This window comes from Mesorhizobium escarrei (assembly GCF_935825525.1).
Lineage (GTDB): Bacteria > Pseudomonadota > Alphaproteobacteria > Rhizobiales > Rhizobiaceae > Mesorhizobium > Mesorhizobium escarrei.
Genome location: NZ_CAKXZT010000035.1, coordinates 69,233 through 81,314, shown reverse-complemented (window position 1 = coordinate 81,314; position 12,082 = coordinate 69,233). Strand labels below are relative to the sequence as shown.

The 12,082-nt window shown below is 59.8% G+C and carries 12 protein-coding genes and 2 pseudogenes; 8 read left to right on the top strand and 6 right to left on the bottom strand.

Going from position 1 to position 12,082, the window contains the following annotated elements; translation table 11 throughout:
• Position 1: 1 nt before the first annotated feature.
• Positions 2-580 (top strand): CGNR zinc finger domain-containing protein, encoded by a 579-nt coding sequence (locus tag NMG80_RS02980; protein WP_367185910.1) that lies wholly within the window; start codon positions 2-4, stop codon positions 578-580.
• A 722-nt stretch (positions 581-1,302) separates the two neighbouring features.
• On the opposite strand, the gene NMG80_RS02975 is transcribed toward NMG80_RS02980, so the two are convergent.
• Complete coding sequence (locus NMG80_RS02975; protein ID WP_254016760.1) at positions 1,303-1,533, bottom strand: helix-turn-helix transcriptional regulator; 231 nt, start codon at positions 1,531-1,533, stop codon at positions 1,303-1,305.
• Between the two features lie 161 nt (positions 1,534-1,694).
• Between NMG80_RS02975 and NMG80_RS02970 the strand changes: the two genes are divergently transcribed.
• Positions 1,695-1,916 carry a hypothetical protein gene (locus tag NMG80_RS02970; protein ID WP_254016759.1) on the top strand — a complete coding sequence of 74 codons (222 nt, stop codon included), beginning with the start codon at positions 1,695-1,697 and terminating at the stop codon, positions 1,914-1,916.
• Between the two features lie 383 nt (positions 1,917-2,299).
• Entirely contained in the window at positions 2,300-3,673 is a 1,374-nt protein-coding gene (locus NMG80_RS02965) for a ThiF family adenylyltransferase (RefSeq protein ID WP_495664003.1), read from the top strand.
• Positions 3,674-3,905: 232 nt separating this feature from the next.
• Here the strand turns inward: NMG80_RS02965 and NMG80_RS02960 are convergent, their stop codons facing one another.
• The 3 genes from NMG80_RS02960 to NMG80_RS02950 all read right to left on the bottom strand — a co-directional run bounded on the left by NMG80_RS02960 (position 3,906) and on the right by NMG80_RS02950 (position 6,289).
• A complete protein-coding gene (locus tag NMG80_RS02960; protein ID WP_254016757.1) occupies positions 3,906-4,655 on the bottom strand; it encodes an apurinic/apyrimidinic endonuclease family protein in 750 nt (249 codons plus the stop codon).
• The gene (locus NMG80_RS02955; RefSeq protein WP_254016756.1) at positions 4,655-5,611 is read right to left on the bottom strand and encodes a nucleotidyltransferase domain-containing protein; all 957 of its coding nucleotides are present in this window, start codon (positions 5,609-5,611) and stop codon (positions 4,655-4,657) included. The genes NMG80_RS02960 and NMG80_RS02955 overlap by 1 nt, the downstream gene beginning before the upstream one ends.
• Positions 5,612-6,124: 513 nt before the next feature.
• On the bottom strand, positions 6,125-6,289 hold the full coding sequence (locus NMG80_RS02950; protein ID WP_254016755.1) for a hypothetical protein: 165 nt from the start codon (positions 6,287-6,289) through the stop codon (positions 6,125-6,127).
• 146 nt (positions 6,290-6,435) lie between these two features.
• Between NMG80_RS02950 and NMG80_RS02945 the strand changes: the two genes are divergently transcribed.
• The 5 genes from NMG80_RS02945 (at position 6,436) to NMG80_RS02930 (ending at position 9,937) form a co-directional block, all read left to right on the top strand.
• Complete coding sequence (locus NMG80_RS02945) at positions 6,436-7,149, top strand: hypothetical protein (protein ID WP_254016754.1); 714 nt, start codon at positions 6,436-6,438, stop codon at positions 7,147-7,149.
• A 22-nt stretch (positions 7,150-7,171) separates the two neighbouring features.
• On the top strand, positions 7,172-7,576 hold the full coding sequence (locus NMG80_RS38145; protein WP_495664002.1) for a Y4oE-related protein: 405 nt from the start codon (positions 7,172-7,174) through the stop codon (positions 7,574-7,576).
• 466 nt (positions 7,577-8,042) lie between these two features.
• Entirely contained in the window at positions 8,043-8,276 is a 234-nt protein-coding gene (locus tag NMG80_RS02940) for a hypothetical protein (protein ID WP_254016753.1), read from the top strand.
• A 24-nt stretch (positions 8,277-8,300) separates the two neighbouring features.
• Complete coding sequence (locus tag NMG80_RS02935; protein ID WP_254016752.1) at positions 8,301-8,600, top strand: recombinase family protein; 300 nt, start codon at positions 8,301-8,303, stop codon at positions 8,598-8,600.
• Between the two features lie 59 nt (positions 8,601-8,659).
• Positions 8,660-9,937: a recombinase family protein gene (locus NMG80_RS02930; protein WP_254016751.1), complete on the top strand. Its 1,278-nt coding sequence runs from the start codon at positions 8,660-8,662 to the stop codon at positions 9,935-9,937.
• Positions 9,938-9,961: 24 nt separating this feature from the next.
• Here NMG80_RS02930 and NMG80_RS02925 read toward each other — a convergent pair.
• Positions 9,962-11,203: pseudogene (locus tag NMG80_RS02925) on the bottom strand (tyrosine-type recombinase/integrase).
• Positions 11,204-11,352: 149 nt separating this feature from the next.
• Positions 11,353-12,015, bottom strand: a pseudogene (locus NMG80_RS02920) (JAB domain-containing protein).
• Positions 12,016-12,082: the final 67 nt, after the last annotated feature.

The window sequence follows — 12,082 nt, the reverse complement described above, 5'->3', positions numbered from 1 at the left end:
TATGATGGAAAATGACGTCACACATCGTAGCAAGGAAGACTTTCGTTTTCGCGACACCCGCCTCTGTTTCACCCTTCCGGCAACGCTCGGTGACAGGGGGTCTACGCAACCCTTTGAGCGCATGCGGTCTCCGGAGGATCTGGGGAGATGGTGCGTGGAAAGCGGATTGCTTGACAGGGCTCCGGCGGTGGATGAGCAGAAGCTTGCCAAAGCAATCTCCCTGAGGGAATCGCTGCAGCGAATTGGTGAGTCTATTGCCACGAGGCGATCTCCCGATCTGTCTGACATCGCTCAAGTCAATGTTGCAGCGTCGGTCGAGGTTATACCTCAGTTGTCGGAAGACGCGGCTTCTGTGCGATGGGTCGCAGGCGGCGTCGAGGCGGCCTTGTCGCGCGTCGCGCGCGATGCCGTCGATCTGTTCTCCGGGAGCTTTCGCGACCGCATCAGAATTTGTGCCAATCCAAAATGCCAAGGACTTTTCGTCGACGAGTCGCGACCTGGACTTCGCCGTTGGTGTTCAATGACAACATGCGGCGACCAAGCCAAGAAGGCGCGGTTTCGCAAGAAGGCGCATTCGTGAGGCCAAGCTATAATCTGTCGTGCGTTTTTATGCTACAGCTAGGTAAGTCGTGCTCTAGTCGTGCGCGGTGTCGCCAAGAGGAGCGCGGTTCGGTGTTGTTCTCAGGCACGGTCGGCGACTCTCCGTAAGCAGGCCCTGAAACAGACCCGAGGCCAAGTGCCGGCCTTTCCCAGCGGACTGCCGAGAAGGTGGCTCTTGGGTCGCGGCACATCCCCATTCACAAATGCACTTTTGCGCGGGCAACGGTTGGTGCTTCGCCGCTCCAGCGGACGGCTGACCACCGACCATGGCACCAGATTCTTCGCGTAGGCGGAGTGTGCCCTTGAGTATGCCCGCCGCGCCTGCCGACGCCCCCAGACGTCTCCCTGCCGGATCAGGACAAGATCGCAGGGTACGATTTCATCGAGTGAAACCTCTTCCAATGCGCCATCACGGCGCCGGGTCGCCGTATGCGGGACGCGCGCGAGGAGGGTCGCGCATCTCTCGGCGGGCGCGGCCCTCAGCTGGGTGGGCGTGAAAGAGATTCTCAGGTCCCTCATTTCACAGCGAATTTCGATCGAGCGTGACACAACGTGATCCAGAATACCCGACGGGTATGGAGCGGGATCATTATGCGGCAGGCTCATTCCACTCATAACCAATTGATTCTATTAACAAATATTGACCATGCCCACAGACGGTGCTGGTAATTGGGGTAGGTAGCGAGTGCGCAAACAGGAACATCACCGTTGATCATCCAAGCTCTCGATGAGTGGCATTGACGCACGACAAGCGACGCGGTTCTGTTCGTCCGAAGCATCTAGTTCAGCGATAGGGTAGAGAACGGCTTTGCCGATCTTAACGAAGCTAGGCCCGATGCGCATCGAACGCCAGTTTCTTAGCGTGCCAAGAGAGATCCCCCCACGATAGCGTTCTGCTACTTCTTCCGGGGTCAGATATCTGACGCCATCCATGAGTGACTCCCTCCTTACTGTGGGGTTGCGGCCACGAGTCAAAGCACCTTGACAGGCATGGAATCAGCGAAGGCTCAGCGCTGCGTCATAGGTACGTGAACGGCTGCTCACGCTCGTTCATGGCATGAGAGCATTGTTATGGGCTTTGATGGAAGTGCTTGGTGGTCGTCGTCGTGAAAAACGGACAGCGAGGGCGGCAAATCGGCGGGGATGCACCCTCTGCAGTGATGGAAGAAGTTCGTGAAACCACGCTATTCACGGGCATCCGGTTTGCCTGGGGTTCTTGGAAGCTTTTCGAACTTTCTGTCTTTGCTCCACCGGCCGAATTGCGCGTGCTTATGAAAGAGATTGGGAGGTCCAGCCACGCTGTGGGACAAACTTGATTATCTGACACGTTCGCCCACCATGGGGGTTCGAGTCGGGAGAGCGCTACCGCCTTTCCCCCCATTCGGAAACCCTGCGATATTGTCTACGGTGTTGGGCGTGATGGGCCTGTCTCGGTGCTGCAAAGTCCGGTGGGGACGGGAAAGTCTGAACCGAAGCCGACGTACGTTTTCCACGACGCAAACGGCAGCTTCGCGCCGCATGCCAGTCATTCCAACGGTCCCGACCGTTCACACCAAGAGCGCACGTCGCTGGCGCCGGGGCCAAAGTGGCTTCGGACTAGCAATGCGGTACACGAATATATGGGCAGCTACAGTTGGCGGCGGCATGACCGAGGCGGTCAATCAGATCGCTTGCGCTTGATCTTTTGGTAGGGGCGCACATGGCAAGCATTTCGCGAATTTCTAAGCTGCTCGTCGATCGTAACGGCGATGATCCCGGGAAGGTACTCGCCCGGCGACGCGGGTTTGCGGTGACAATGAAGCTGGGCGAAGATGTCGCCGCCTCAAGGTCGCTTCAACTGGCTGCCTTGACCGCGGTACGTCTGGCAGCCCGGTGCTTTCCGGGCGCTGTCCGCGTGGACGCGCCGGACTCCGTCCTGAGCGCGCCGGCCCTGGTTGGAGCACCAGGGAGAGCCACGCTTGGGTTCGCCCTTGCCAGGGAAGTTGGAAACCGCAACATGACGCCGACCGATGGTGGTCGGCTTGTTCTTTTCGGCAATGCTGCCCACGACGGGGCTGCCACACGCGTAACGTTCGACGGTTGGGTGGCTGTAACCGGTCCGCAGCACGTTCTGAGTCGCTATGCGGAACGCGAGCATTGCTCGCTTGCGCCCATTCTCGCTGCCGCCCTCGCCGTTTCGGAGACTTTCCTAGGTTTCGCGGGCATCGACCTTTTGGCTGGAAAACGCGTCGTGGGTCTTTCGCTGTGGCGCCCCGACCTCGGCCACACAAATCCCGAAGCCGTCGGACCGGTCGTGACCGCGCTGCCAAAGCAGGCGTGGCTGCTAGGTTTGGGGCATCTCGGCAACGCTTATCTGTGGGCGCTGGCGACGCTCCCCTTCGCCGATCCTACCGATGTACTTCTGTACCTGCTGGACTTCGACAAGGTCGAAAAGTCAAATACCGAAACCGGCGTGCTGTTCCGGAGCCGCGACATCGGCAGGCTAAAGACGCGGGTGTGCTCGAACTGGCTGGAGCGGTTCGGCATCAAGAGCCGCCTTGTCGAACGGCGCTTCGATAAGCACACGCGCAGGCTCGATGGCGAACCAGCACTTGCGCTCAGTGGCTTCGACAACAACGAGGCGCGCCAGCTTCTCGTCGGAGCCAGTTTCGGGCGTGTCGTTGATAGCGGGCTCGGCGGCACCGCGACTAACTTCGATTCGATTAGCTTCCGGACATGGCCGAATGCGCGCGCGGCGGTCGAAATCTGGCCGGTGCTTTCGGCCGCCGAGAAGGCAGATGCTGAAGAAGCGATCTTGAAAGCGGCTGAAGAAAACCCTGCCTATCGCCGCCTGAAGCGCGACCGTTGTGGCATTATCGAATATGCTGGGAAGTCAGTCGCTGTGCCTTTCGTGGGCATGGTGGCCGCGACACTGGTTATGGCCGACACCCTGCGAGTACTCAATGACGGCGAACGCTTGCAAAACCTGAAGGTCCGGCTGGGCGAGCTTTCGGGCGAACTTGCGGTGACCTGGTCGAAATATACGAAGGATGATTTGGCTGCGGTGGCCTATGCGCCCGCGCAGAAATATTGATACACGTCCCGCCTTAACCGTGGGTTCGCTTGCAGAGCGGCCATTTCGGAAGTAAATCGGCACCACGGACCACGTTTCGGACCGATCAGGTTTATCCTAGTGAGAGCCGTGGCCAATTTGATCGAACCGCGGCTCCTAACCTCAACAAATCTGACCGGCTGGTCCGGCAGTATCCGCTTCCCAGACCGATTGACCAAGGTCATCCCAACGCGCACGCCCTTACCAATATTGCTCACTCGGCGGGCTGAATTGGGCTGATCCTGCCATCGGCCGTGTGGGCGGCGGCATACCGATGGCTGGCCAGCAGCTTCTCCGTCTCGGCTATCTCGCGCACGATCGCATCCCGCGTCACCATGGACTCAATGATAACTGGAGTACGGGACAAGACCATTGCGAAGGGTTCGTACGCGCGCTTGGCGGCGAACGACATCGCAAAATGTGTACCTTTGCTATTGATTTCACTGACATGGAATTGAGCAAGCCGGCCGCCGAACCGTCGCAGAATACGCACCGCTTCGGTCATGGAGGAGTCGACCTGCCGGGCGTGAGCAATGTCCAGGCACAATTTAGCATCTGGGAGCATGTCGAAGAATGGCTGTAATTCTTCTGCTGTGCGGCCGGCTGGTTTGCGAGAATCCATGTTTTCCAGACAAAGACGCGACCCTAGCGCCCGCCATATAGGGATGTCGCCGATCGTATCGGGATGGACAACCACATTCAGCCCCATATCCGCGACAGTCTTCAGTTGCTGAACCATCGGACGTTCGTCGTCGAAATTGGTGGGCGCGTGGAAACTCACATAGCGATATCGTTTTTTCAACCCCGGTAACAATCCCGGCAACGCGGCCAACAACGCCGGCAGTTCTGCGGTTCGTAACGCGGAGAGTTCTACCGCAGAGGCGCGCGTGGGTGCCAGCAGATCAAGTGCAGTCGCGAAATCGTCACGGGCGATTGCGCCCGTGGAGAAGCCGATCGTCGGCATCAGAACACCCCATATTTTTGTACCAGCTTGGCAACGCCGGCGTCCGCTTCGAACAACAGCTTGGTCAGTGCTTCATCGAACTTCGTCGCCACACCCCTCGCTTCCAAGAAGACCTCATCTTCGTATGCTTCGTCCGGAGACAAATTCTCAAGCCTGGTCCGACGGATCTCATCGTCAAGAACAGCGAGAAAGGAATCGTAATTATCGAAGATGTCGGACGCCAATTCCGGCGCATATCGCTCTACCACGCCTGCTAGAGAGACCAATGGAGAGCGTTGGGTCCAAGCCAGTAGATGATCAACGAGATCTTGGATCTCGAAATCGTCGCTTTTTTGGGCGTGGTCCTGCAGTGCCCAAGATAGGCACATGAAGAAGCCGGAGACGAAGAGCAACTTCCTCGACATCCGTAGCTTTATATTTCGTAGCGCCCACTTTTGACCGCCTCTGGCCCGGTACTTGTTCGCGTAATCGACTGCCATAGTGCGCCAGAAACGCACCACATCGTTTAAGAGGAAACGCGGAATCCTGTCAGCACGTTTGTTGCTGCCAATGAAACTGGCGTCCTCTTGGACATAGCGATTCAGGATAGCCTGCACTATGCGGGCATGGGTCTCGACGCTGCCCGCAGCATGGATCGGGGCCGACTCTAACAGCAGTAGTAAACGCCGGGTCATATTCTTGTTAGTATCTTCGTCGCCGCCGATGGCATGGACCAGGTCATGGCTGAAGATTAGACCGCCGAACACCTCAGTTGGTCCCGGGATCTTGAAGTCAGCTTTCTCGAGCTCGGTCTTGAGCTTGTGTATGATCTGCAAATGCAAGGAGTCGGCGCGCCCGTCAATCAGGACGGTCCAGTCGAGATCACTACCTGCGGTATATTCACCGCGCGCTAGAGAGCCGAACACAACGAAGCTACCTTCGTCGGTCGGTAGCAGGTCGTTTGCGATACGGGCCAAGACCTCCAAGCACTCTATGCTACGGCGTTCGGCGGCGGCGATATGACTCCACCGGGAGGCGTCGTTTCCCCTGAGTCGATCTAGCGCGGTGATAGGCATATGCGGGTTGGCTCGTTTTGAATCGGCATTCGCTCACCTGTAACTCTTCCGGGCGACTTTGTCTCTCGTATGTCCCGCGGCGATTTAGAGCAACAAAGCGCAGTCAGGCGGCCGAGATGCCTATCCCGTGTACCCATGGCGCAATCGCGAGGCTGCAAAGTGTTCGCCGCAAGCTTTTGGCAACCGGCAGCAGTGACCCAAACGACCGATGTGTGGCGCATTGCTGCCATTTGGTCGTGAACTCTCCGATGACCAAAGCGGGTCGAATTTGCCTGTTTGCTGCTAGGTCATTTGCTTTCCAGACGGCGTGCGGACGTACGCCAGGCTCGCCGCTATTCTCTGGGATGAACTCGCCTCGCTCAAAATCAACTGCGGTAGGCCATGATGCCTTCGCGGCGTCCGCCAACTCGTCTGTTAATCCCCTTCCTTCGCGCTTACCTTGATTCCGCGCCGTTCGGCGTACTCGATCAATGCGAGTTCTATGACCGAGGTGATCGAGCGCCGTTCTGTTTCAGCAAGCTGTTGAGCCAACGCCAACACCGGCGGATCAAGGCGAGTGGTGAACGGCTTTTTTGTCATTTTCGCTCTACGGCTTGATATTTGGTTTCAAAGGGCGCATTGATATGCACGTGCATTGCACTTGCATTGCACGCACAACGACTGGCTAGAGTGCGTCAACACTCCAGCCAGCCTGACCACAACCAAGCTGTTCAGGAGCTCGGATCATGGCTGATTCCGACAATAGCATGACTCTGCCTTTCGTCACCCGCAGGCGAGTGCTTGCGGGAGGGCTGATCACGTCCACCGCTTTGCTGCTTGAGAAAGGCGCGCTTGCCGGCAACGCTGTTGCAACGGGTACGCCCCCCGACCCATCGCTGATCCTTTGGCGGGAATGGGAGACAGCCCACAAGCTGACCGAGCGGCTTTGCCGCAAGCAGCAGCGCCTGGAGACAAACCTTGTCGAGAGCGTCGGCTTTCCCTGTGCGACCGTCCGCCTGCCCGAGGGTGAGGACGTGACGGTCCACTCGATCGTGGCGCTCAATGAAGTGCTCGGAAAAGGGCCGGATATGGCGGCTCTCCGCGAGAGGGCCGAAGCCGATTTTGCCGTGCATCAGGCACGCTGGGACGCGGCTGCCGAGGAGACCGGTTACACCGCCGCGCTCAGGGCCGAGCGCGAGGCTGGCGACCGTGCCGAGGATCTGCTGGAAGCGTTCTCAACGACGCCTGCCACGACCCTCGCCGGTGTGGCGGGCAAGCTCGATGCCGTGTTGCGCGAGGGCGAGGCCTGGGAGGAATGTTCCGACTTCCCCTGGCCGCAAATCCGCTCGGCACTCAGCGATCTGGTGCGCATCGCCCAGCAGATGCCGGAACAGTTCTTTCACGGCGAGCCGCGTCCCCAGCTCCGCCCGCGGCGGGCTGGCTGCTGTTTCCGCGTCTGACAGACGAAGAAGGAGGCGAGACATGAAGTTCCGTCCAACCAAACTTCCGGCTTCAGCGGAGAACCCCTTAACTAGCAGCCAAGCATCTGCCTGCCGTCACCCTTCAACCGGCACAGAGTCGGCAGCACCCGACGTTCTTGCGGCATCTCACCATCCAGCGGCGAGCGATCCCGATCTACTGGACGCCTTCAACCGCGATGCCTCCTTGCAGAAATGGACCGTGCCTGAAGCTGCAGAGGCAGCGAACGCCTTGTGGGGAAAGACAGCCGCGACCGCAATCGCCTGGTGCGCCTTCTCGGCGTATTGCGACGGGAGGACACAGGAGTACCGATTCTGGTTTCGGGTATTCGCCTATCTTCAAGCGGGTTCGCCCGATTCTGAAGCGGGAGCAGCGTCCGGGAAGGCTCGTCCAGGCTCTTCTCGATAGCGGAGTTAAGTCTGGCGAGGGAACTGCCTGCTTGTCGAGAGGAAGCCCGACCGAACCAGCCCGTCAAGGCCAGAGCCGCTTCGCGGTGGCGCGTACCGCGCAGCCTTGACCGGCAGTTTTCGGCCCGGCGGATGCTTCGGACACAGGCAAGGCTCCTGTACCAGCGATACCGTTCCACCAGGATGTTCCAGCGCCTTGGGAGAACAGGCAGCGCGTTCCTGAAAACAGCTTTCCGTGCGCAGCGCCGAAAGCTTCTCGGCGACTGCCACATTGAGAACTGGCTGAACGGCACGCCTTCGCTCTCCGCCACCCTTGCGCGCCTCATCGAGAAGCGAGAGCTGAAGCCGCAGTGCGAACCGCGCAAGTATTTGCACGCCACCGTACGACCAAGCGAATTCGCCCTTTTTGTCCTGGCCGTTTCGCGGCTCAATGCCCGTTTGATCTCGACAGAAGAGCAGGCATCACCATGGCGGATGACACCAAACCGGCCAATGACAACCAGAATGCGGGTTTTGCCGACGTCGCGGTACGGGACAAGTTAGACAAGGTTGTGCTGTCGATCGCCCGCCTCATCGGCCGCCAGATCGCGCGGGAGCATTTCGAGGCGCAGCAGGCAGCCAACGATAACCGGGTGTGCCCCAGCCGAGCAGAAGCGCCGGGCGAGGAGGGCGGGAGCCCTGCAGAGGACGAAGCAGGGTAGGGGACGTGAAAAGGAGATCAGTCGATGGCCCGTGTCGCACTCTATGCGCGCTATTCTTCCGACAATCAGAGCGAAAGCTCGATTGACGACCAGTTACGCCTTTGCCGGTTGCAGGCGATACGCGAGCGCTGGGAGGTGGCCGGCACCTATCATGATGCGGCGATTTCCGGAGCGAGCACAATCCTGCGGACGGGTATCCAGCAACTGGTCCACGACGCCCAGCGCGGCCTCTTCGAGGTGGTGCTAGCCGAAGCGCTCGACCGAATTTCCCGCGACCAGGCCGATGTCGCCAACCTCTTCAAACACCTGCGCTTTGCGGGCTAAGGATCGTCACCCTGGCGGAAGGCGAGATTTCCGAGCTTCATGTCGGCCTGAAGGGCACGATGAACGCGCTGTTCCTGAAGGACCTTGCGAAGAAGACCCATCGCGGCCTGCGGGGCCGGGTGGAGAAGGGCAAGGCCGGTGGCGGGCTCTGCTACGGCTATCGCGTCGTGAAGAAGACGGATTCCGGCGGCGAGCCGATCCGCGGCGACCGCGAGATCGTGCCGGAGCAAGCAGAAGTCGTCCGCCGCATCTTCCACGAGTTTGCTTCCGGCAAGAGCCCGAAGGCCATCGCTGCTGATCTCAACAAGGACGGCATCCCCGGCCCGCTCGGCCGCGCCTGGGGCGACACCAGCATCCGAGGCCATGCCAGCCGGGGCACCGGCATCCTCAACAACGAGCTCTATACCGGCGTTCTGGTCTGGAACCGGCAGCGTTTCGTCAAGGACCCATCCACCGGCAAGCGCGTGTCGCGCCCGAACCCGGAGAGCGAATGGATCAGGACCGAGGTGCCGCATCTGCGGATCGCCGATGACGAACTCTGGCAGGCGGCGAAGGCCCGCCAGCAGCAAATCGCCATGCTCTTCGAGACAACGACGGCCGGTATGCGGGAGGCGAGGGCGAAGAGGCTGCACGCAGCGCGGCGGCCGGTCTCGCTCCTTTCCGGCCTGCTCAGCTGCGGGTGCTGTGGCGGCAAATATGGTCTCATCCTGCGTGACCGCTTCGGCTGCCTCAACCATCACCGGCGCGGCACCTGCAACAACAATCGAACCATAGTCCGCGCCAGGATCGAGGAGCGGGTACTTTCCGGCCTCAAGGACCGGCTGGTCTGCGCCGAGTCCGTCGCAGAGGCGGTACGCGCCTATGCGGAGGAGATGAACCGCCTCAACCGCGAGCGGCGGGCGCAGGCGGAAGCAGACCGCAAGGCGCTGGAGAAGGTTGAGCGCGCTATTGCCGGCATCATCGTAGCGATCGAGGACGGCATGTATCAGCCGGTGATGAAGGCGCGCGCTGAGGAACTGGAGCGGCAGAAGGCAGAGATCATGGGTCGCATGGCTGAGGCGCCGGCCGATGTGCCGGATGTTCATCCCAACATCGCCACCATCTACCGCATCAGGGTTGTTGTCTTCACTGAAGTGCTCAACGACCCGGTCGGCGGCCGGGAAGCGGCCGAGGCGCTGTGCTCGCTTGTCGGTGAGGTGGTTCTTTCGCCCGGTAGCAAGCGAGGCGAGGTCATCGCCGAGCTACGCGGCGAACTGCTCGGCATCCTTGATTTTGCCAATCCTCGGCAAGATCATCGGATTGGAGAAGTTAGGACAAAGGTCGAAGCCAGTCCGTGATTTGAACCTGCGAGGCGATAGCTATCAGGCAGCACGTTTGACCGCCTTTTTTCTCAGCAGCTTCACGACGAAGGCGTTCCACTTCTTCATGGCTGCCCGTTTTTCCGGCATGTAGTTCCAGCGATCGTAATTCTTGGAGCTGACGTCCTGGAGTGTGTGGTTCTGGATGCGGTCACGAATCTCTTTGGAGATGCCGGTCTGGCCGGCCAGCGTCTTCCAGGTCCGGCGAAGATCTCGGTTGGTCACGACAGGGATGACGCCGCGGTCGCGCTGACGCCACATAAAGCTATAGAGAGTTCCAGCGCTCACCGGCTTCGATGGGTCCATGGCGGACGGAAAAAACCAGCCATGCGCGTTGGGTTTGATCGACTCGATGAGTTCGGCCGCGAGTAGAGGGACCGGAATGGCGTGCGGTTTGCCGTTCTTTGTCTTGGACCAGTCGATGATGCGTTCACGAGCACCCCATTGATCCACATGTAGGCGCGCGATCTCTTCGACGCGCTGCCCGGTCAGCATCAGGATGCGAACGGCACGGGTATAGGGCGGGTGAACCGGCGCATCTGGGCATTCGAGCCAGCGGTAGAGCCTGACGAACTCGTCTTCGTCCAGCCAGCGTGTTCCGACGTTCTTTGGTTCGGTCGGGATGCCTGCCGCCGGATTGTATGCCAGGCGAAATCGCCGGGCAGAGGTCGTTCGATAGTCATGTTCGGACTTCAGACCCCAACTGTAGGCGGAACGGATGTAGCTGCGAACATGGTCGGCCATGACACGAGCGCCGCGTTCGTAAATGGGCCTGATCACATCCGTGATTTCGTCAGGCTCAATCTCACGAGCCTGACGATTCCGGCCGAGCGTGTCGGCGATCTTGTTCAGCCCTTTTTCGGTCTCCTTCCACGATGGCTTGCCGGCCTCCCTCAGGTAGCGGACATATGCCTCGAAGAGATCGGCGACCGTGCCAGGGCGTGTATCGCCAGCGAGCTTGATGCTGCGCCCCCTCTGGATCATGTCCGCGAAATCTCGTTTGAAGAACTCGCGAGCCTTGCTGAGTGGCATCGACGGATATGAGCCAAGCTTCTTTTTGAGGCGCTTCTGATCGCGTCACTGTTGCGCCATCCAGTCGGCGGTAACTCGCGTTGGCATGGGCTTCAGGACCAAGACAAGACGGCCGGTGCCGTGCCCTTCGCCATCGACGAGGCTTAGCTGTTTTCCGGTTTGCTCCACCTGCTTTAATGTCCGGCGAATTTCTCCATCGTTAAGGCTAGGCACTAGGCTCTCCCATCGGCTCTCGAGTGGGGTCGCCGGACGGGTAGGCAGGGGTCGGCGACTGGGGTTAAAGGGGGCTGCAATCCCCCTTTAAACAGGTCCCAGTTTGCCACAATATCCAAGAGCACCACAAGCCAAAAAATATCGATGATTCAATGGGTAATGGCATGATCATGCGTGATCGAAATAGGTCGAGTGGGATGGTTATGCGCCAGAATGATCGCCGTGGCAGAGAGTTCGAGCGCGCGCTTGACCACTTAGCTCGGATAGACCGGCGTGTGGTCGACGGTGCCGACCTGCTGCACCTCGTCGGCGATCAGCGCGTTCTTCTTGTCGAGAAACAGGATACGGAACTGCTCGCGCTCCTCGAAGGCCATGACCGACCGGCAGTATCCGAGAACCTGCGTCCACGACGACAGAACCTCGCGGCCTTTGATCTCGCTACGCGCCGCACGTTGCGCCGTGGCGGCAACGATCTTCAGCTCGAGCGCCACCGTCGGACCGATACCTCTAACCTCCTCAAGCCGTGCGACGGGCGCGCCAAGCACCTCCGCCAGCGTGCCGAAGCGTGCCAGCAATGCCTTGGCGAGGGGCTTGGTGTCGGCGCGGGGGATCAGGCGAAAGAGCAAGAGTTCCAGCAATTCGTAGTCGGGCAGGGCGTCGGAAGCGGCCGCAAACCGTTGGCGCAAGCGATCGCGATGGCCGAGATAATGCGGCTTTTCGACCGACTTATCGGCCGAATTGGTTTGCGCGAGCGATTTTATCGGTCCTTCGGGAAAGAAGATCCGTTCATCTTCGTCGCTGGTTTTCCCCATAGGCCGCCCGCATTTTTTCTTGACCGGAAAGATCCGGCCCTCGCACAAACACTATGCTGGGCAGGAC